Source organism: Kribbella sp. CA-245084 (assembly GCF_050942355.1).
In the GTDB taxonomy this organism is placed as follows: Bacteria; Actinomycetota; Actinomycetes; order Propionibacteriales; family Kribbellaceae; genus Kribbella.
The window spans coordinates 2396439-2417063 of sequence record NZ_CP192053.1 but is presented as its reverse complement, the minus strand read 5'-3'; the positions used below and the strand labels follow the sequence as shown (position 1 = coordinate 2417063).

Genomic DNA, 20625 nt, shown 5'->3' with positions numbered 1-20625 from the left:
CAGCGCTAGGCGCTCGCTGTGCGGGTGTCGGCGAGGTGCGCCGCGTGTCGAAGGGCGTCGACGACGTACGCCGGTACCTTCAAACCCTGCCGCCGCGCCCAGAGGAGCTGGCCCTCGAACCGGCCGATCTGTTCGGCGTACCGCATCAGACCGGCCTCTCCTGCACCGGTGATCCCGAGACGCTCCATCACGACACCGAAGTCGCCGCGCTGGGTCTCGTTGTAGGCGCCGACCGGCTCGAACGAGAACCGGCGAATCATCCGGACCAACCACTTCTGCCACGCTGCCAGCTCTGCCCACAGGCCCTGGGCGGCGATCTTGTAGTACGCGAAATGACCCGCTCCTGCCGACGAATCGGTCCGATCACGGTCGCCGCGACCGCTCGCTCGCCCAGCTCCATCAACCCGCCATGAAGCTTGTTGTAGGCAAGGATCGCCGACTGCTCGGTCGCCACGCCGGTCAGGTAGTAGAGCATCCGGCTCACGTCCTGCACGGCACTCGCCTTCCCAAGGGCACCCAGCAGCCGCAACCGGAAGTCGATCGTCGTCAGGTCCGGCAGTGCCGCCGGTAACCCGGCCAGGCACTGCAGCTTGTCGAGGATCAACCCATGATGCGTCTCCTGCGGAAGCCAGACATCCGCGTAGAAGAATCGATCGACGGGCGGAGGATCGGGGAGCAGCAGGTTGAGCTCGAGGATATTCCGCTCGACCTCCAACTCAACCCGGGACATGTACGTGAGCACCGGCCCGAACCGCTCGGCCAGCACCGCAGGACGGACCATCGTGTAATCAGCACTGTCCAACGGAATCGGAGGATGCTCTTCCCCCAACCGCTCCACATGCTCCCACAACCGCCCTTCCACCGAGACGGGCCGGAGGTCGATCATGAGGCGAAGAGGAACGGCTGGAGATCCTTCAGCAACGCCGCGCCGTACATGCCCGGCGCGTCGGTGACTGGTAGCAGATTGTCGCTCATGAGACGCTCCTCGATGATTGGATCAGCCGAAGCTGAAGGTGAAGGCGGAGATGCCTGGGCTGTAGGTGAGCGTCATCGTCTTGCGCTCGGCCGTCGGTTTGTCGACCAACTGGTACGCGTTCGGCGTACCGCTGACCGTGATCGTCTTGTCGGGCTCGCCGGGGATCGAGACGGTGACGGTGCCCTGGCCGGACAGGACGTGGTAGACCTTCGAGGCGTTGAAGTTCAAGCGGGCCTGGGATCCCTGGGTCGACGTGACGCTCTGCGTGCCGACGTTCCACGTGCCGCCGAGGCTGTAGGTGTCGTCGGGCTGCGACGGGTTGAGGCCGAAGGCAACGTTCTTGTTCGGGGTGAGCTTGCCGGACCCGTTCAGATTCGTTGACCGCGAGTACGCGAGGTACGTCTCCGGAGTACGCCCCGCGACTCCGACGTCGGCCTTCACCGAGCCGTCCACCGCAGCGGGCAACTGGACCGACGGGTTCGCGTCCTTCAGCAGTTGCCGGATCTGGTCCTCGGTCTGCGCGTAGTTGCCCTCACCGAAGTTGATCGCCCGAACGGTGCCCTTGGCATCGATCAGGTACTTCGCCGGCCAGTACTGATTGCGGTACGCCGTCCACGTCGCCAGATCGTTGTCCTGGCCGACCGGATAGCGGATGCCTTCCTTCCGTACTGCGGACTGCACGTTGGCGGCCGACTTCTCGAACGCGAACTCGGGCGAGTGGATCCCAACGATCTCCAACCCCAGCGACCTGTACGCCTTGTCCCAGGCGAGCAAGTGCGGAGTGGCCCGCTGACAGTTGATGCACGAGTACGCCCAGAAGTCGACCAGGACGACCTTGCCCTTCAACGCCCCGATGCTCGCCGGCTGCCCGCCAGGCGTGTTGAACCACTTCTGCGTACCGCGGAACTCCGGCGCCGCGCCGCACGACGCCAACTCGGCGGCACCAGGCGTGCACTTGGCCAGGTCCGCGCTCGCACCACCGATCGCGGGAGCAAGCGCTCCCTGCACGGTCTTGTTCTGGGCGACCTTCTGCTCCAGGCCGCTGGTGTACGACGGCAGCGAGCGCTGGATCACGTCGGTGATGTTGAAGGCGAGCGCGACCGCGAGCAGGATCATCACGATCCCGCCACCGATCCGGAACCCGCGGGCGTGATCGCGATAAGCCTTCACCCGCTGCGAGATGCGCGAGCCGGCGGACGCGAAGATGAGCAATGGAAGCGCCGCCCCGATCGCGAACGACACAGTCAGTACGACGGTCTGCCAGCCGATGTTGCCCGTAGCACCGGCCACGGTGATCGCGGCCAGCACGGGACCCGCGCACGGGACGTAGAGCGTCCCCAGGCCGAGACCGAGGACGAAGGCGCCGTTGTTGTTCCGGTTGATCTTCGGCAGCCGATAGAACGGCTTCTCGATCCAGTGCCCCAGCGCCGGGAAGATCAGCCCGAGGCCGACCAGCGTGAGCACGGTCAGCCCGCCCCACCGCAGGAAGTCGTCCGGGAGCCCGAGCGCGGACAGGATCACCGACCCGGTCAACGTGAACAGACTGAAACTCACCACGATGCCCGCGATGATCTTCAACGGCCGAAGATCGCGCCTCGGCTCGACCGGCGCCTCAGCAACCAGCACATCGCCTTCCGACCGCCCAGCAGGTGCGGCGGCCTTACCAGCAGTCCCGGCAAAGAAGATGATCGGCAGCATCGGCAGCACACACGGAGAAACTCCCGTGATCAGCCCACCCAGCAATCCGATGAAGGCCAGCGTGAACATCAGCGCACCCCGAGTCTGAACGGTCGGACAGAACACTGATCCTTCGTCACGACCCCTCGCGCGGATGGGTCCGAACCTGCGACCCATCCGCGCAGGCCGTTGCGGAGGGCGGCTTCTTCCCCAACGGCGTGAACGGCGCCATCAACACCAGCGCCAAGAACTCTTGACACAAACCTTCGGCCGGCCTCCCCCTGGGTGGCCGGCCGAAGGTGTCAGGTGGATCAGTAGGTGATCGCGGCAACGACCTTTGCCGGGTCCTGCAGGAACGGCGCGACTGCCTTGAGGACGTCGGCCTTGGGATGCCGACCTCGGTCGAGCCCATGTAGACGCCGCCCTCGGCCTTCAGACCGAGGAGGTTGCCGACCACGGCAGCGTGCCGGGCCTCGACCCCGAAGATCCCAGCAGCGGCCTGCAGGATCATCTTGTCTTTGACGAATCCGGCCGCACCCAGATATGCGCCCACACCCTTGTTCTCGAAGATGTGTGCCGTGGTCAGGTAGCTCTTGCGGCTATCGAACGCACCGCCGAAATCGACCGCGGGCGCGCCAACCGGCGTACCGCCGAGCTTCTGGTGCGTACTGCGATGCCCGCTGATCACGCTGCTACCCGGGCTACCCGGGCTACCCGGGCTACCCGGGCTACCCGGGCTACCCGGGCTACCCGGGCTACCCGGGCTACCCGGGCTACCCGGCCAATGCCCCACGCCCGCCACCAGAGCAGCCTCATCCACGCCATTGTTCAACGGCTGATCGACGCCCAACCCCGGGTTCGTCAACCGACCGAGACGGAGCTGCTGACCAGTCCTCGACTGAGTCCCCACGAGGTCGCGGCGAACAGATCGAGGGCGGAGCCGGCCGCCGCATGAAAGCACCGGACGAACTGCTGAGGAAGGCTTGTCCTGGCGTCCTGGTGACAACGATGGTCACAGTCCGATCACCGCCGTAACGACCGGCCGACGGTGCCGATATAGCCAGTGCGCCCGGACCCCGAGCTTCCGGCGTCGCGTCACGATTCGTCGCGATCCGGCGATCCGCCCACTCGAGACCCTTGGGGATCCGTTGCCATCTCGTTCTGCTCTGGTTCTTCGCTTCGGTGTCCCGGCCACCCTGATCGCGGCCACTCTGGTGACCGTGACGGGATCGTCCGGCCAGGCTTCCGAACCGCGGCCCGCACGGTTCGGGCTCGCCGCGGGCGTGTCCAAGCCGGTCTACGATCAGTCGTCGGTCGTGGTCAAGTTCAAGGCCGGAGCCACGTCGGCAGCCAAGAAGCACGCCCTTGGCAGATCCGCGGGCCGGGTGAGCGACTCCATCACGCACGACGTCGTCAAGGTCACCGGCTCAGAACCCGCAACCGACCTGCTCAAGAAGCTGCGCGCCGACCCCAGCGTCGAGCTCGCGTCGCTGAACTACATCCGCAAGGCCAGCGCCACCCCCAACGACGGGTTGTACGCCGCCAACCAGAAGTACCTGCCGACCGTTCGGATGCCGCAAGCCTGGGACGTGACCAAGACGGCCGGCAGTCAGACAGTCGCCGTACTCGACACGGGCATCGATGCCGGCCATCCCGAACTGGTCGGCCGCACGGTCCCCGGGTACAACGTGCTTGCCCCCGGCACCGCGCCGGTCGACGACAACTTCCACGGAACCTTCGTAGCCGGTGTCATCGCCGCGAACACAGGCAACGCCGCCGGTATCGCGGGCGTGGCCTGGAACGCCAAGGTGCAGCCGGTCAAGGTCCTCGATCAGTACGGCGAAGGCACCGACGACGAGGTCATCGCCGGCATCAACTGGGCCACCTCGCACGGCGCCCGGGTGATCAACATGTCTCTCGGCGGCCCGGGCGACAACCCGATCCTCCACGAGGCGCTGGCCAACGCCGTCGCGAAGGGCATCGTCGTCGTGGTGTCCGCCGGGAACAGCGGCGATGATGTCCCGCAGTTCCCAGCGGCCTACCCGGAGGCACTCGCCGTCGGCGCAACGGACGACAACGGCTCACTGACCGGCTTCAGCTCGTACGGCGACTGGGTCGACATCGCCGCACCCGGTTTCGACATCGCCAGTACGGTGCCGCGGGCGCTGGCACCCGACTTCCCGTACGGCCTGGCGAGCGGCACGTCGTTCTCGGCTCCGATCGTCGCCGGCGTCGCCGCCCTCGTGCGGAACAAGTACCCGGCGTTCACCCCTGCCCAGGTAGTCGCACAGCTGAAGGCAACGGCCCGCGATGCAGGGCCCCGAGGCATCGATCCGTACTACGGCGCAGGCATCCTCGACGCCTATGGAGCACTCGGAGGTGCCTGGACGACCGAGTTCCCGTCCGCAGTACCGGATGGAAACGACTATCCGGCGAAGGCCAGTCCGATCAACGGAAACGCCATCACGGGATCCATCGACTCCGAGGGCGACGTCGACTGGTACAAGATCGACTCGCCCGCACGCAACGCGGTCGTCACTGTCACGAGCCCCGAGTACAGCTCGCCGGACTACGCCCAGAACATGGGACCGGTTGTGTCGGTCTACGACCGGGATGTCCGCATCATCGGCGCCGCCCAAACACCGTCGCCGAAACTGGACGACCAAGGCCACGAGGTCATCGGCTCGCTGGACGCCGCGACCAACGTGAACCTGATCGACGGTACGACCTACATTGCCGTCCGCAGCTCCAACGGCTCGCACGACAGCAGGCCGTACCTTCTGACCATCGGCGCCAGCACCACCTACGGCAACGCGACCGGGGATGGCGTCTGGATCCGGGATACCTCCGTGGCGAACCTGTCCACCGGCGTCCCGCTCGATGTTGCGCCTCGCGTCACATTCGGACGCTCGGTGCCTCCCGGTGTCATCACCAGCGACACCGTCCGCTTGATCAACGGCAAGACCGGCGCGTCCGTGGCGACAAACCTCAGCTACGACACCGACACCCAGACGGTGACGCTCACCCCCACGGCACCACTGCTCGACAACACCCCGTACCGGATCTGGATCGGAGCGATCCAAGATGCGGACAGCCGGTACTTCACCGGTTACTCGTCCTGGTTCCGCACCGTCGACAACGCGCCCCAGCCGATCGGTTCCTTCACCAGCACCGGCGCCTACCTCGGCGCGACCCTCACCTGGAAGGTCCCACCGACGACCGACCTGGATCAGGTCATCGTCCGGCGCAACGTCGGCAACACCGCTCCCTCGTTGAGCACCGGCACTCTCGTGTACGCCGGCACCGGGGCAGCGGTGAAGACCACAGGCCTCGCCAACGCGACGACGTACACCTTCGCCGCGTGGGTCAGGGACCGCAGCGGCAAACTCAGCCCAGGCGCCGTGGCTCGGCTGACTGGCACCAGGACTGCGGCCGGCCTCACCTCCACATCGGTCACCTACGGCGCCGCTGTGACGCTGAAGGGCACGATGCTCAAGATCGACAACAGGCCGGTGCCCGGCACCCCCGTGGCGTTGTACTGGCGTCCGAAGAACGTCGCGACGTTCAAACTACTCAGCACCCTGAAAACGACCTCGACCGGTGCAGTCAGCTTCACCTACAAGCCGTCGGTTTCCTCGGTCCTCGCGATCGCGTATCTCGGTTCGACCGAGCTGATGGGTTCCCGCAGCGCGAACCTGCTGGTCGAGGTCAAGCCGACGATCAGTGCCGCCATCTCCCCCACAACCATCGCGCTCGGCGCCACGACGAAGTTCTACGGCGCCGTACGGCCCGCACACGCCGGCATGCCGGTCTATCTGCAGCAGTACGTCAACCGCACCTGGAAGACCCTCGCGAACGTCAAGCTCAGCACAACCGGTTCCTACGCCTTCGGCATCAGGCCGACGAGCCGCGGCACCTACGCCTATCGAACCGTATTCACCGCAGACGCCGACCACGCACAGGCCATCTCGGTCGCCAAGGCGGTGACCGTCCGCTGAGATCGCCCCGCTTCAGGTGACGTACGGGATTGTTTGGGGGCCTTCGGGGAGGATGCAGAGGCGCGCGGCGGGGCCGGCGGCTGCGAGGGAGTCGGCGACGGTTGCGGAGATGTCGGTGGTTTGTTCGAGGTGTGCTGCCGCGAGGTCGGCGTCGCTGAGGTATCCGGTCCGCATCACAACTCTGCTGGTCGATTGAATGCGGGCCTGGATCTGCACCTGCCACTGGTCCGGTGTGGTTTCGGTACGCCGGCTGATCTGGTCGAGCAGTGCTTGCGGGGATTCCGCCGAGCTCAGAACCGATCGATACGACCCGTGATCCGGGAAACCGTCACGGCATTCGGCCGCACAGACGATCGTGCCGCCCGGGCGAACGATCTGATGCGCGGCCGACATCCCCTTGACCGCCTGATACAGGTTCTGGTCGAGCGGGTATCCCGAGTTCGTCGTGACGACCACGTCGAACGGGGTTGTCACCGGCCGCATGGCCATTTGCTTGGCCGCGGCACAAGCGGCGGCATGCATCGGCAGCAGATCCCCACCGAACGCCGCGACGATGTTCTGGTCGCGATTGAGTACGACGTCCAGGGCGAACGTGACGCCGGTCGCCTCCGCGATCGCCCTGACATCGTCATGCACGGGGTTCCCGTGGGTAACTCCCCAGGTCGCCTGAGGGCTGCCGATCCTGGCGGCGTCGTGCAAGACCAGGACCGTGTCGAGGCCGGCCAGCCCTGGGGCGACGAGCTTCGGGCCACCCGAGAAGCCGGCGAAGAAGTGCGGTTCGACGAAACCGGTGGTGATCCGGACATCCGCGTCGACCCATTCGCGATTCAGCCAGACCGGAACCCCGTCGCCGTGGACTCCCATCCAGGCCAACTGACTCCGGTCGCGTGCGTCGTGGTTGACGATCCTCACCGTGTCGACGATCTCGTCGCCGAACATGCTGCGTAGTTCGGCGTCGCTGTTGCGCCGATGGGTGCCAGTGGCAACCAAAACCACGACATCAGCGAGGTCGACGACGTCCTCCAGTTCGGAAAGAACGGCCGGGATCATCAACTGCCTCGGCTGCGGGCGCGTGCCGTCGCAGGCAGAGATCGCCACGGTCTGGCCCCGCCGGATCCGATCGCGCAGAGGTGGTCCGGCCACCGGCTCACGAAGCGCACGACGCAAACCCTCGACCGGGTCCGACGCGGGCTCATGGTGGACAGGCTCCACCACCGTCGTACGCGCGGAATCCACCTCGATCGCCAGTCCGACCTCGCCGTACGCCAAACGCACTCTCACTCGCTCCAACTCCTGCTGAGTCGCTCGTACTCTTCAAGGGCCAGCGGCAGGACGACGCCGTGGCAGGGATCCTCCGGCAGACGGTAGTCCTCGCAGGGAACCCAGGCGCCGCCGGCCAGGTCGGTGGTCTCGAAGGGGACGTACCGGCGTTCGGCGGTGAACTCGTCGATCCAGAGGTACCACTTCTCCTCCGTATTCGACTTGTACACGAGCGGCCCCTCGCCCTGACTGATCGGCCCCAGTCCGATGCCTTCGGCCAGCGGCTTCCACTCGGCCGCGGTCAACGCGGTCGAGGTCTCGGAGAAGATCGACTTCCCGTACGGCGCGCTGCCGCCGCGGCCACGCTCGTCCTTCAGGAAGCGGTAGTAGACGCCCTCGTGCTCGATCAGCGTGGCATCGATCGTCTGCCAGCCTCGATCGATCCACACGCGCGGCTGAGAGAACTCGCGGAAGTCGCGAGTAGTCGCAGACATGATCCGGTTGTAGCTCTCCCCCTCGTGCGCCGCGTTGTCGTACAGCGTCGACGACCAATGCACGAGGTACGCGCCCTGCTCGGGGTCCCAGATCGCTTCGGGCGCCCAGGTGTTGCCGGCCTCGGGCGGTGCGACCTCGACGAGCCGGCCCTCGCCCCAGTCCACCAGATCGGTCGATTCCCAGACCATGATCGAGCGACTCCCCCGGCGCTGGTGCCGATCCCAGTCGAGACTGGCAGCCAGGCGCAAGTCGGTCGCGACCAGGAAGAACCGATCACCTTCCGGGGAACGGACGATGTGCGGGTCACGGACACCGCGCTCACCCAAGGCGGAGTACAGGACCGGCTTGCCGCCGTTCAAGTCCTCGAAGTGCAGCGCGTGGTCGCCGTCGCTCAACGCGAAGTAGATCTGCTCACCGTCGACTGATTCGCGCTTGAAGTGCACATACAGATAGCCGTACATGCGCTTCAGACCGCGTCGAGGTCGATGGCAAGGCAGTTGGCGACGTCGAGTGGTGGGGCGTCGGGAAGGCGGACGACCAAGATGCCGTGGGCTTGTTCGAAGGAGACGGGACCGTGGCCGAGGAGGCGGACGCCGCGAACAGTCTCGTGGTCGGCGAGGCTGCGGATGACCGCGCGCCGGTCGTCCGGCCACGCCAACTGGAAGGCGTAGAGAGTGTTGTCCCGGCGGGTGAAGCGGTAGTCGGCGCTCGTCCAGCTGACCCGGTCCTCGGTGAAGCCCTTGATGACAACGGTGGAAGGACCTTCGCCGAACACGCGGAACGGTCTCGTGCCGTAGATGCCCTCGCCGCAGACCTGGGTCCAGGCGCCGAGGTCCTTCAGGAGCTGCGAGCACTCGAGGTCGATCGTGCCGTCCGGCAGTTGCGGCACATTCAGCAACAGGTTGCCGTTCTTCGACACGATGTCGACGAGCAGCTCGATCACGTGGCCGGCGGTCTTGTAGACGTCGCGGACGTTGTAGAACCAGTCACCCACCGAGGTGTCGGTCTGCCAGGGTGCCGGATTGATCTCCGGCGTCTGGCTGCGCTCGATGTCCATGATCCCGACGGCACTCACCTCGCGGTTGCGGTCCTTCTGCTGGTACACCGCGCGGGGATTGGTGTTGTAGAGATGGGCGACCGCGCGGAGGCCAGGCATGTAATCCACCTCGCCGAACGGCAGCGGCCCGTCGGAGTACAGCAGGTCGGGCTGATACTTGTCGATCATCTCGGTCACCGCATCGAGCCAGTGCCGGTGCCACGCCGGTTCGGTGGCGTACCACGGATCCTGCACCACGACTTCCGGCCCGGTCAGGTAGGCGCTGTTGTCGAGATACAGCTCCCGGTACGCCGGATCCCCGCCGTCGTACTGCACACCCGCGTACGGCCCGTGTCGGTCGTGACCCTTAGCCGCAGCGAACCAGCTGAACGCCGCGCCGAGATGCTCCGTGAGCCCGAACGGCAACCCGCGCTCGGTCGCCGCGCCCCTCCACAGGCCGACGATGTCCTTGCCAGGGCGGACCTTCACCGAGTTCCACCCGTGCAGGGCCGAGTCGTAGTTGAAGAAGTTGTCGTGGTGCACAGCCTGGGCCACGAAGTACCGCGCTCCGGCCGCGACGAACTGATCCATCAAGGCACCGGCGTCGAACCGCTCCGCCTTCCACCGCTCGGCGATGTCCTTGTAGCCGAACTCCGACGGATGGCCGAAGGTCCGCAGGTGGTACCGGTACTGGTCGCTGCCCTCGCGATACATGTGGCGCGCGTACCAGTCGCCGTACCGCGGCACCGACTGCGGCCCCCAGTGCGACCAGATGCCGAGCTTCGCGTCCCGGAACCACTCCGGACACTCGAATGTGGCTAGTGATTCGAAGGTTGCGTCGAACGGCACTGGTCGCTCCTGTTCTGTCGGGGACTACTTGTTCGGGACCTTGTCGTACGCGGTCTGCTGGATCTCCAGGTACCGCTTGAGGCCCAGTCCGTCGAGGCCCTTGACGTAGGCATCCCAGTCCTTGTTCAGGTCCTTGGACCCGGTGATGAACTGCAGGGCGTTCTGCTGCACGTAGTTCTCGATGTTGGTCTGCAGGGTCGCGACCTCACTGCCGAGCGACGGGTCGATCCAGACCTTCCAGTACGGGTACGTCTGCGCCTTGTCCTCTTTGCCCTCGTACAGCTTGGTCGCCTCGAAGAGCCGTCGCTCGTAGCCGGCCTGCGAGTAGATGTCGGTGCTCACCGACTCCGCGGCGCGGAACTGCGCGGTGTTGTTGTACTGCGCCATCGCCTGCCACGCCGTGTTCGGCGGGTTGGCGCCGGCCTTCTGCGGGATCTGCCGGTACAGCGGCTTCAGCGACTTGTCGAGCGCGACCTCACCGGCCGCCGGCTTGGCCCAGGTCTTGCCCTCGGTGCCGAACATCCCGTTGATCTCACCGTCCTGGGTAAAGAGGTAGTCGAGCAGCTTGATGGCCTGGATCTGCTTCTCCGGCGTGGCTTTGTTGGTCAGCACGAAGGTGCCGCCCGGGACGCTGGGGAAGTTGTAGCCGGTGAAGTTCGCCCCGTCCGGACCGGTCAGCGGCGGTACGGCGTCGTACTGCTTGTCGCGTCCGTCGGGCGAGCCGACCGTGACAAAGATGCCCGGGTGCAGCACCGTCGCCGATCCGAGCACCGTGGCGCCGGCGTGGTCGCCCTGCTGCTGGAGGGCGTCGGGGTTCTGGGTGAAGGCGCCCTTGTCGATCAGCCCCTCCTTGTAGAGCGAGTTGATGTAGGCCAGGCCCTGCTTCCAGCCGTCCTTGTTGGCCTGGATGTCGACCTTGCCGTTGTTCAGCACCAGGGTCGAGTTGTTGTTTCCGCTGGTGCCCTGCGGGTCATAGATGAAGGCGTTCATGAAGTACGGGATGAGGCTGTCGCGGACGTCGGCGCTGATCGGGATCTCGTCGGCCTTGCCGTTGCCGTTGGGGTCCTGGGTCTTGAAGGCCTCCAGGACCTTACGCATGTCCTCGGTCGTCTTCGGCTGCTGCAGTCCGAGCTTCTTCAGCCAGGCCGAGTTCATCCAGAGCTTGTCCTGGTAGGTGCAGTGGTAGCAGTCCACCCACTGCGGCATGCCGTAGATCTTGCCGTCCGGCGCGGTCGCCATCGCCTTCCAGTCCGGCGTCGCGTCGAGTGCCTTCTTGATGTTCGGCGCGTACTGGTCGATCAGCTGGTTCAACGGCAGGATGACGCCCTGGCTGCCGAGCTTGAGCAGGTCGGCCTGGGTGAACTGGTCGACCCACGGGATCAGCATGTACAGATCCGGGTAGTCGCCGCTGGCCAGCGAGATCTGCCGCTTCTCCTTGGCCGGGCCCGCGTCGTACGTGGTGGTCTGCCATTTGAAGGTGATGTTGAACTTCTGGCTCGCCAGCTTGGTGAAGGCGTTCGTGGCCAGGTTGAAGTCCGGGCCTTGCGGCGCGAAGACGTTCAGGGTCACGGCCGGGTTGCCGGTCACGGTCGGCAGCGGTTTGCTCTGGTCACTGCTGTCGCCGCTGCCGCTCGAACAGGCGGCCAGTGCCGCCAGGGTGAGGCCGACGGCCGCGGCGCAGATGGTACGTCGAAACTGAACAGACATGGTCCCTCACAGGGGTAGAGATGATGCGAAGGATCAGCCCTTGACGGCGCCGATCATGATTCCCTTGGTGAAGTAGCGGGCGACGAACGGGTAGATGAGCAGCACCGGAACGCTGGCCACCACGATGAGCGAGTACTTGAGCAGGTCGGCCAGCTGCTGGCGCTGCAGTACGACGGATGCGTCGACGGCGCCGCCGCTGTAGGTGTTGAGGATGAGGATGTTGCGCAGGACCAGCTGGAGCGGGAACAGGTCCGGGTTCTTGAGATAGATCAGCGCGTCGAAGTACGAGTTCCACTGCATGATCGCGTACATCAGCGCGACCACCGCGATCATTGGTTTGGCCAACGGGATCACCACCGACCACAGGAAGCGCAGGTCGCCGCAGCCGTCCAGCTCGGCGGCCTCGACCAGCTCGTCGGGGATCGCCGTCCGGAAGTACGTCCGGGCGATGATGACCTGCCAGACCCCGATCGCCTGCGGGATGATCAACGCCCACCGGGTGTCCAGCAGACCGGTCGACTGGACCACCAGGTACGTCGGAATGAGGCCGCCGGTGAACAGCATCGTGAACAGGATGGCCGTCATCACCACGTTGCGACCGACCAGCGTCCGGCGCGACATCGGATAGGCGATCGCGATCGTCATCGTGACGCTGACGATCGTGCCGACCACGGTGTAGAACAACGAGTTCACGTAGCCCTGGACGATCTGCGGGTTCTCGAACACCGCGTGGTACCCGCGCAGCGAGAAGTCCACCGGCCAGAACAGCACCCGGCCGGCCGAGACCGCTTCCGGGCTGCTGAACGAGCTCGCCACGATATACAGCAACGGCAGCAGGACGACCAGGAGGAACACGCCGAGCAGCAGGTACACACAGAACAGGAAGATCCGGTCCGTCCGCGGCTCGCGGATCCGCCGGGCCCGTTCCGCCCGGCGCTCGAGCCGCTTGTTCGGCGACGGCCGTGTTTCGGTTTGCACGCTCATGACCACAGTCCGTTCCCGGTGATCCGCTTGGCGATCGTGTTGACCATCAGCAGCAGGGCGAGGTTGATCACCGAGTTGAACAGCCCGACCGCGGTGGCGCCGCTGAAGTCCGCGTTCAGCAGACCGGTCTTGTACACGTACGTCGCGATGATTTCCGACTCGCTGAGGTTCAGCGGGTTCTGCAGCAGGAAGGCCTTCTCGAACCCGATCGCCATGATGTTGCCGACGGCAAGGACCAGGATGATCACCGCGGTCGGCATGATCCCGGGCAGGTCCACGTGCCGGATCCGCTGCAGCCGGCTCGCGCCGTCGATCTTGGCCGACTCGTGCAACGCCGGATCGATCCCGGACAGCGCGGCCAGGTAGATGACCGCGGAGTACCCGGTCGTCTGCCACACGTCGGACCACACATAGATGTGGCGGAAGTAGTCCGGGTTCCCGAGGAAGTCGATGGCCGGCACACCGAAGAAGCCGAGCCCTTCGTTGACGATGCCGAGCCGTGGCGACAGCACCAGGATCGTCATCGACACGACCACCACGGTCGAGATGAAGTACGGCGCGTACGTCACCATCTGCACGGTCCGCTTGAACAGGCCGTTGCGGACCTCGTTCACCGCCAGCGCCAGGATGATCGCGATCGGGAAGCTCGCCGCCACGGTGTACACCGACAGCACGAAGGTGTTCTTCACCAGGGTCCAGAACACCGGGTTGTGGAAGAACAGGTCGAAGTTCTGCCAGCCGACCCAGGGGCTTCCCCAGATGCCCTTGGTCACGTTGAAGCTCTTGAACGCCAGCACGGCGTTCGACATCGGGATGTACTTGAACACCACGAACCAGACCAGCGGCACGACCATCAACAGGTACAGCGTCCAGTGCCGCCGGAAACTGCGGCGCAGCCCCTTGATCCCGGGGCGCTCGCGTCTGCGTCGCCGCTTGGATCGGTCCGGTAGCTCACCGGCCGGTGGCCGGACGGTTGTCAGCGTGGCCATGAGACCTCCTCGTCCTGGCCGGCGGTAAGGGCCGAGCTCATGCGCTGACCGATTCCGGCCGTCAACCTCACGAGCACCCGATCGTCGCCGTGGCGGACGACCCGCTCGGTGTCCCGATCGGCGGTGAGGACTGCTTCGATGCCCTGCGACGTCCATGCGATGTCGACGGTGATGCCGTTGCGCGCCCTGAGACCGGTCACTCGCCCACTCGGCCATTCGGCCGGCAGGGCGGGGAGCAGTTCGATCTCGCCGGTGTGACTCTGCAGGAGCATCTCCGCGATACCGGCCGTCGCACCGAAGTTGCCGTCGATCTGGAACGGCGGATGCGCGCAGAACAGGTTCGGGTAGACGCCCGCCCCGCTACCGGGTCGCCCCCTGGCGGAATCGTCCGCAGGACTGAGGAAAGCCTGGATCAACCGGTGGGCCGCGGCGGCGTCGCGCAGGCGGGCCCGTAGGCAGATCTTCCACGCCAGCGACCATCCGGTCGCCTCGTCACCGCGCAGGTCGAGCGTCCGCAAGGCCGCCACGGCGAGGCTGGGAGTGCTGTCCGGCGTGATCGCATCGCCAGGATGTACGCCGACCAGGTGCGACATGTGCCGGTGATGCGGATCTTCCTCCGGCAGATCGGCCGCCCACTCCTGCAGCTGCCCCTGAGCGCCGATCGACGGATCGGGCAGTCGCTTCCGCGCGGTGGACAGCTCGCCGACGAGCGGATCGACGACGTCCAGCACCTCTGCCGCCTGCTCGACCCGGCGGAACAGATCCGAGATCAGCGCGATGTCCATCGTCGACGACTCGGTCACGGACGCGGGTTGCCCGTCGGCCGCGATGTAGTCGTTCTCGGGAGAGGTCGACGGCGCCGTACCGAGGCTGCCGTCCGGCATCTCCACCAGCCAGTCGAGGCAGAACTCCGCCGCGCCGCGCAACACCGGCCAGGATCGGCCGAGGAACTCGGCATCGCCGGTGAACTCGTAGTGATCCCACAGATGCCGGACCAGCCATGCGCCTGCCATCGGCCAGTTCGACCACCGCGGATCGCCCTCGACCGGATTCGTCCAGCACCAGGCGTCGGCATTGTGGTGCGCGGTCCAGCCGCCGCATCCGTACCGCTCACGAGCCGTCCGGCGACCCGCCTCGGCAAGTTGCTCGATATACCTGAGCAGCGGCTCGTGGCACTCGGACAAGTTGGTCGTCTCGGCCGGCCAGTAGTTCATCTCGGTATTGATGTTGATGGTGAAGTTCGAGCTCCACGGCGGCCGCAGGATGTCGTTCCAGATCCCCTGCAGGTTGGTCGGCAGTCCACCCGGTCGCGAGCTCGCGATCATCAGGTACCGGCCGTAGTTGAAGATCAGCGCGGCCAGCGCCGGATCGTCCGCCGCCTGGGCCACCCGGACGTCGGTCGGCAACTCGGAGCGCTCCGCCGATCCGGACAATTCGAGGGACGCGCGCCGGAACAGCCGCCGGTGATCCGTCTGATGATCGGCCAGGAGGTCGCCGTACTCGCGCTCGAGCGCAGCGCGCACAATCCCATCCGCGCCAGCCAAGCACTCGGCGCCCGTCCGGGTCGGGACGGTGAACGGACCGTCATATCCCGTCGCGGTCGCAAGGACGAGGGTGACCTCCGTCGCGCCGTCGACCACCAGCCCGGACTCTTCCGCCCGGACCTCGCCATCGGTGCGGGCTCGCAACGCGATGGCCGCCGCCATGCCGCGATCGTCGCCGTCGGAGTACCTGATCGGCTCCGGCACGTCGCGATGCGGCGGGGCGACGTCAGCCGGAGCCTGCAGGGTCAGGCCCAGCCCGTCCTCGATTGCCTGCGACTGCGACGGCAACTGCGACGTCAGCCGGCAGGTCAGCGCCAGTACCGGCTCGGATGCGGTCAATCGCTGCACCAGTACGCCGTCCGGCGCGCTGACGAAGACCTCCTGCCGCACCGCCACGCCACCGATCTCGTACGCCGTCGTGGCCACCGCAGCGTCGAGATCGAGCTCGCGACGGTACTGCGTTACCTCGCCGGCCGTAGGCGTACTACCCGCGACGCGAATCTCCAGCAGGAGATCACCCGCCGGCAGGTATGCCTGCGAGTAACCGGAGTGGAAGCCGCCGGCCAACTCGTGTGCGCGCCGGACGTCACCCGCCCGGAGCGCGTCGCGCACAGCCTGGACCGCGTCCGCACCGGTCGCGCCGAGCGGGGTCGACAACAATCGTGCGGTCTCCGGACCACCCGACCACAGGGTCTCGTCGTTCAGCGCGATCCGATCGTTGCCGATTCCTCCGTGGCACATCGCGCCGATCCGGCCGTTGCCGAGCGGCAGCGCCTCCAGCCACGAGGCCGCCGGCCGGTCGTAGTACAGCCGCTGCGGCCCGGAGCGGTCCGAGCTCACCAGGTTGCTCATGCCACGCATCCTCCATCGGGATGGCCAGGTATTAATCCTATGAATTGCCGGGATCGTAGCGCTGGCGGTCGTCCTGGTCCATACTGAACGGCACCAAAGGTGGAGAAAGATCCCATCTATCGCGCTTTGAGAGGCCCGCCATGCGCTGCATCACCTCGGTGGAGGTCGTCGATGTCCGCTTTCCGACCTCGCTCAACCGCGACGGATCCGACGCGATGAACAAGGACGGCGATCACTCGGCGGCGTACGTCGTGCTGCACACCGACGACCCCGACCTGGCCGGGTACGGCCTGACGTTCACCATCGGGCGCGGCACCGACCTGTGCGCTGCCGCCGCCCGTCAGCGTGCCGAGCCGCTGATCGGCCGTGACGTCGACGAACTGTGCGCCGACCTCGGCCGGATCTACCGGGAACTGCAGTCGGACAGTCAGTTGCGGTGGCTCGGCCCGGACAAGGGCGTCATCCACCTGGCCCTGGCCGCGGTCATGAACGCGCTCTGGGACCTGGCCGCCCGGCGGGCCGGCGTACCGCTGTGGCGGCTGTTGTCCGAGATGTCGCCCGAGGAACTCGTCGAGGCCGCCGACCTGCGGTACCTGTCCGACGTACTGACACCCGACCAGGCCATCACCCTGCTCGCCCGCCAGGAACCGGGCCGCAAGCAACGAATCGAGGAGCTCGAGACCACCGGCTACCCGTGCTACACCACGTCGGCCGGCTGGCTCGGGTACTCCGATGCCAAGCTGCGCCGGCTCTGCGAGGAAGCCGTTGCCTCCGGCTACAAACACGTCAAGCTCAAGGTCGGCGCGAACCTCGCCGACGACATCCGGCGCTGCGGGATCGCCCGCGAGGTCCTCGGACCGGACGGTCATCTGATGATCGACGCGAACCAGGTGTGGGACGTGCCGGAGGCGATCGAATGGGTCAAGGCGCTGGCCGAGTTCGACCCGCTGTGGATCGAGGAACCCACCAGCCCCGACGACATCCTGGGGCACGCCGCGATCCGCAAGGCCGTTGCTCCCATCGGCGTGGCCAGCGGCGAACACGGCATGAACCGGGTGCTGTTCAAGCAGATGTTCCAGGCCGGCGCCCTCGACTACTGCCAGCTCGACGCGGCCCGTCTGGGCAGCATCAACGAGGTACTCGCGGTCTACCTGCTCGCCGCCTCGTTCGACGTACCGGTATGCCCGCACGCGGGCGGTGTCGGTCTGTGCGAACTCGTTCAGCACCTCGCGATCTTCGACTACGTCGCCGTTTCGGGCAGCCTCGACGGTCGCGTCACGGAGTACGTCGACCACCTGCACGAACACTTCGTCGAGCCCTGCGTGGTCCGGAACGGCTCGTACGTGCTGCCCTTCGCGCCCGGTTACAGTGCCGAGATGCACACGGAATCACTCGAAACGTACGGCTTCCCGGACGGCTCCTACTGGGCCGCACGGACGACCGCGGATGCACTGCCATGACGCCGGGCAAGGTCGCCGAACAGCCTCGTACTCCCGGCGTCTCCCAGACCGATGTCGTGGTTGAGGGCATCCGGCAACTGCTCATCGACGGCCGGCTCCGGCCCGGCGACCGGCTCCCGGTCGAGAAGGATCTCGCGGCGGCCCTCGGCGTCTCCCGGAACCCGCTGCGCGAGGGAGTTCGCGCGCTGTCGATGATGGGCGTTCTGGAGACGCGGCAGGGCGACGGAACCTACGTCACCAAGCTCGACCCGTCGATGCTGCTGGCCCCTATCGGCTTCGTGGTCGACCTGCAGGACGGTAGCGGGACCACCCACCTGCATTCGGTACGGCGAATTCTCGAGACGGAGGCCGCCGCCGCGGCCGCACTGCGGGTCGGCGTCTCGGAACTCGAGGCCGCCGCCGAGCTGCTCCGGCACAACGAGGCCGAACTGTCGCTCGACGAGCCCAACCACGAGACCGTGATCGAGAACGACATCGCCTTCCACCGCATCATCGCGGAGGCAGCAGGCAACCCGGTGCTGACCGCGCTGATCGACGCCCTGGGCGGCCGCACGATGCGGGACCGGCTACGCCGATCGATCACCCAGCCCGGCGCCGACGAGACCTCCCATCGGGAGCACCTCTCGATTCTCGCCGCACTGACCGCGCATGACGCGAACCGGGCACGCACGTGGATGTCCGCCCATTTGTTCACGGTCGAGGACTACCTCCTCGAACGAGGTGTCGTGAGCCAGACAACGGAATGAGGCCGTGTGAAGCTGCTGCACTGGAGTACACCTGACCTGGCATTGACCTTCGCCCTCGACGGCGGGCCGGTGCGACTGATGGCCGTCCGCGAAACCACTCAGCCCGAGCGTCCTGTGCAGGAGACGAGCCAGCCGCTGGTCGAGGTGTCGGCCATCGGGTCCGGGCGGTCGCCAAGCAGCAACCGGCACGTGGAAACCGTGCTCGGCCAAGGGTTGCGGTACATCCGGCACGAGGAGAGCGACCGCGAGCTGCGCATCCTGCAGGAGGACGCTGACTCCGGGCTGCGCGTCACCAGCGTGTTCGAAGCGGGAGCCGGTGTCCGCGCCTGGTCCGAGGCATCGATCGCCGGCCACAGGTCACTCGAGCTGACATTCCTGTCGTCGCTCGCCGTCGGCCTGGAGGCTGTCGATGCCGAGCTGTACTCGGCGGACAACAGCTGGATGGCCGAGAGCAGATGGTCGGTGACGTCGCTCCGAGCAGGGGCGCTCGCTGACATCGTGAGCGAAGGCCATCGTCACGTCGCCAGGACCCGGCACGCGGTGACCAACTTCGGGTCGTGGTCGAGCGGCGAGCGGCTGCCGATCGGTGTGCTGGTCGACCGAAGTACGCCGTACGCCCTCGGCTGGCAGATCGAGCACAACGGACCCTGGCACTACGAGATCGGCGAGAGCCGGAACGGCGGCTACCTCCTCCTGAGCGGCCCGACCGACCAGGAACACCAGTGGAGCGTGCAGCTCACGGAGGAGACGCCGTTCACGTCGGTGCCGGTGTCACTCGTCGCCGGGAAGGACCGCGACACCACGTTCGCCGCCCTCACCCGCCAACGGCGCGCCGTACGCCGACGGCGCCCTGTCGACGCCCGGATGCCAGTGGTCTTCAACGACTACATGAACACTCTGCTGGGCGATCCGACCACGGAGAAGCTCCTACCGCTGATCGACGCGGCCGCCGAGGCCGGCGCGGACTACTTCTGTATCGACGCCGGCTGGTACGCCGATGGCGACTGGTGGAACACCGTCGGCGCCTGGCAGCCGTCGACGACCCGCTTCCCGAACGGGCTCGCCGAGGTCATCGACCGGATTCACTCACACGCCATGGTTCCCGGCCTCTGGCTCGAACCCGAGGTCATCGGCGTCCGCTCACCGATCGCCGGCGAGCTGCCCGATGAAGCGTTCCTCAGCCGCCGCGGCATCCGGATCGCCGATTCCGGACGGTACCTACTCGACCTCCGCAGCCCGGCCGCCCGCAAGCACCTGGACATGACCGTCGACCGGCTGGTCGATGAGTTCGGCGTCGGCTTCTTCAAGTTCGACAACAACACCATGACTGGCCCGGGCACCGACAAGGGCGGCACGTCCGTCGGCCACGGTCTCCTCGAACACAACCGGGCACTACTGGACTGGCTCGACGGACTCCAGACACGTCATCCGGATCTGCTGATCGAGAACTGCGCCTCGGGCGCGATGCGGATGGACTACGCGATGCTGTCCCGCCTGCACCTGCAGTCGACCTCGGACCAGGAAGATCCGTTGCTCTACGCACCGATCACCGCGGCCGCCCCGGCCGCCGTGCTGCCCGAACAGGCCGGCCATTGGGCCTATCCGATCACGGGGACCACCCGCGAACAGTTCACGTTCGCCCTCGTCAACGGCATCCCCGGTCGCCTGTACCTCTCCGGCCATCTCAATCGCATGACGCCGTCCGAGCTCGACCTGGTCCGCTCGGCGCTCGCCGCCCATCGCGACATCCTCAAGAACCTCGACACCCTCGTCCCCAGCTGGCCTCTCGGCCTGCCCGGGTGGACCGACGACTGGATCGCCCTCGCCCTCAACGGCCCCGACACCACCTACCTAACCCTGTGGCACCGCACTCCCGGCCCGGCCACCATCACCCTCCCCATCCCCCGCTCCACGATCACACCCCACTTCCCCACCGAAGACCCCCACTGGACCTACACCTGGACCGGCGCCGACGCACTAACCATCACCACCAACACCCCCGAACCCTCCGCCCGCGTCCTCCGCCTGACCACCTAGTCGCCCCGCGCGGGC

Annotated in this window: 15 protein-coding genes; 4 read left to right on the top strand and 11 right to left on the bottom strand. The window is 66.6% G+C overall.

Translation table 11 applies throughout. The features are described 5' to 3' along the window. Positions 1–5 precede the first annotated feature (5 nt). The 4 genes from ACQPYH_RS11785 to ACQPYH_RS11770 all read right to left on the bottom strand — a co-directional run bounded on the left by ACQPYH_RS11785 (position 6) and on the right by ACQPYH_RS11770 (position 3341). Positions 6–260, bottom strand: coding sequence for a hypothetical protein (locus tag ACQPYH_RS11785; RefSeq protein WP_432890002.1), 255 nt, complete (start codon positions 258–260; stop codon positions 6–8). Next, positions 257–886 (bottom strand): hypothetical protein, encoded by a 630-nt coding sequence (locus ACQPYH_RS11780; protein WP_432890000.1) that lies wholly within the window; start codon positions 884–886, stop codon positions 257–259. Before ACQPYH_RS11780 ends, ACQPYH_RS11785 begins: the two co-directional genes overlap by 4 nt. A 111-nt stretch (positions 887–997) precedes the next feature. After that, positions 998–2743, bottom strand: coding sequence for a cytochrome c biogenesis protein CcdA (locus ACQPYH_RS11775; RefSeq protein ID WP_432889998.1), 1746 nt, complete (start codon positions 2741–2743; stop codon positions 998–1000). Positions 2744–2789: 46 nt separating this feature from the next. Next, positions 2790–3341: a ferritin-like domain-containing protein gene (locus tag ACQPYH_RS11770; protein WP_432889996.1), complete on the bottom strand. Its 552-nt coding sequence runs from the start codon at positions 3339–3341 to the stop codon at positions 2790–2792. Positions 3342–3873: 532 nt separating this feature from the next. Here ACQPYH_RS11770 and ACQPYH_RS11765 point away from each other — a divergent pair. Then, positions 3874–6651: a S8 family serine peptidase gene (locus tag ACQPYH_RS11765; RefSeq protein ID WP_432889994.1), complete on the top strand. Its 2778-nt coding sequence runs from the start codon at positions 3874–3876 to the stop codon at positions 6649–6651. Positions 6652–6663: 12 nt separating this feature from the next. Here ACQPYH_RS11765 and larA read toward each other — a convergent pair whose 3' ends face one another. From larA to ACQPYH_RS11730, 7 genes are read right to left on the bottom strand one after another with little or no spacing between them, the layout of a single operon-like run. After that, positions 6664–7932, bottom strand: coding sequence for a nickel-dependent lactate racemase (gene larA / locus ACQPYH_RS11760; RefSeq protein WP_432889992.1), 1269 nt, complete (start codon positions 7930–7932; stop codon positions 6664–6666). After that, on the bottom strand, positions 7929–8867 hold the full coding sequence (locus ACQPYH_RS11755; RefSeq protein ID WP_432889990.1) for a glycoside hydrolase family 43 protein: 939 nt from the start codon (positions 8865–8867) through the stop codon (positions 7929–7931). The genes larA and ACQPYH_RS11755 overlap by 4 nt, the downstream gene beginning before the upstream one ends. Positions 8868–8872: 5 nt before the next feature. After that, the gene (locus ACQPYH_RS11750) at positions 8873–10291 is read right to left on the bottom strand and encodes an alpha-L-fucosidase (protein ID WP_432889988.1); all 1419 of its coding nucleotides are present in this window, start codon (positions 10289–10291) and stop codon (positions 8873–8875) included. Between the two features lie 24 nt (positions 10292–10315). Then, positions 10316–11998 (bottom strand): ABC transporter substrate-binding protein, encoded by a 1683-nt coding sequence (locus ACQPYH_RS11745; RefSeq protein WP_432889986.1) that lies wholly within the window; start codon positions 11996–11998, stop codon positions 10316–10318. Positions 11999–12031: 33 nt separating this feature from the next. After that, positions 12032–12982: a carbohydrate ABC transporter permease gene (locus ACQPYH_RS11740; protein ID WP_432889984.1), complete on the bottom strand. Its 951-nt coding sequence runs from the start codon at positions 12980–12982 to the stop codon at positions 12032–12034. Then, the gene (locus ACQPYH_RS11735; RefSeq protein WP_432889982.1) at positions 12979–13971 is read right to left on the bottom strand and encodes an ABC transporter permease; all 993 of its coding nucleotides are present in this window, start codon (positions 13969–13971) and stop codon (positions 12979–12981) included. The genes ACQPYH_RS11740 and ACQPYH_RS11735 overlap by 4 nt, the downstream gene beginning before the upstream one ends. Further along, positions 13959–16367, bottom strand: coding sequence for a glycoside hydrolase family 95 protein (locus ACQPYH_RS11730; protein WP_432889980.1), 2409 nt, complete (start codon positions 16365–16367; stop codon positions 13959–13961). The genes ACQPYH_RS11735 and ACQPYH_RS11730 overlap by 13 nt, the downstream gene beginning before the upstream one ends. A 140-nt stretch (positions 16368–16507) precedes the next feature. On the opposite strand from ACQPYH_RS11730, the gene ACQPYH_RS11725 reads away from it, so the two are divergent. The 3 genes from ACQPYH_RS11725 to ACQPYH_RS11715 are packed head-to-tail and all read left to right on the top strand — an operon-like array spanning position 16508 to position 20610. Further along, the gene (locus ACQPYH_RS11725; RefSeq protein WP_432889978.1) at positions 16508–17827 is read left to right on the top strand and encodes an L-fuconate dehydratase; all 1320 of its coding nucleotides are present in this window, start codon (positions 16508–16510) and stop codon (positions 17825–17827) included. After that, a complete protein-coding gene (locus tag ACQPYH_RS11720) occupies positions 17824–18573 on the top strand; it encodes a FadR/GntR family transcriptional regulator (RefSeq protein WP_432889976.1) in 750 nt (249 codons plus the stop codon). Before ACQPYH_RS11725 ends, ACQPYH_RS11720 begins: the two co-directional genes overlap by 4 nt. Before the next feature lie 6 nt (positions 18574–18579). Then, the gene (locus tag ACQPYH_RS11715) at positions 18580–20610 is read left to right on the top strand and encodes a glycoside hydrolase family 36 protein (RefSeq protein ID WP_432889974.1); all 2031 of its coding nucleotides are present in this window, start codon (positions 18580–18582) and stop codon (positions 20608–20610) included. Positions 20611–20625 lie beyond the last annotated feature (15 nt).

Coding starts and splice junctions, on each gene's coding strand:
- ACQPYH_RS11785 (WP_432890002.1), bottom strand. CDS start 260: ATGATTCGCCGGTTCTCGTTCGAGCCGGTCGGCGCCTACAACGAGACC.
- ACQPYH_RS11780 (WP_432890000.1), bottom strand. CDS start 886: ATGATCGACCTCCGGCCCGTCTCGGTGGAAGGGCGGTTGTGGGAGCAT.
- ACQPYH_RS11775 (WP_432889998.1), bottom strand. CDS start 2,743: ATGTTCACGCTGGCCTTCATCGGATTGCTGGGTGGGCTGATCACGGGA.
- ACQPYH_RS11755 (WP_432889990.1), bottom strand. CDS start 8,867: ATGTACGGCTATCTGTATGTGCACTTCAAGCGCGAATCAGTCGACGGT.
- ACQPYH_RS11745 (WP_432889986.1), bottom strand. CDS start 11,998: ATGTCTGTTCAGTTTCGACGTACCATCTGCGCCGCGGCCGTCGGCCTC.
- ACQPYH_RS11740 (WP_432889984.1), bottom strand. CDS start 12,982: ATGAGCGTGCAAACCGAAACACGGCCGTCGCCGAACAAGCGGCTCGAG.
- ACQPYH_RS11735 (WP_432889982.1), bottom strand. CDS start 13,971: ATGGCCACGCTGACAACCGTCCGGCCACCGGCCGGTGAGCTACCGGAC.
- ACQPYH_RS11730 (WP_432889980.1), bottom strand. CDS start 16,367: ATGAGCAACCTGGTGAGCTCGGACCGCTCCGGGCCGCAGCGGCTGTAC.
- ACQPYH_RS11725 (WP_432889978.1), top strand. CDS start 16,508: ATGCGCTGCATCACCTCGGTGGAGGTCGTCGATGTCCGCTTTCCGACC.
- ACQPYH_RS11720 (WP_432889976.1), top strand. CDS start 17,824: ATGACGCCGGGCAAGGTCGCCGAACAGCCTCGTACTCCCGGCGTCTCC.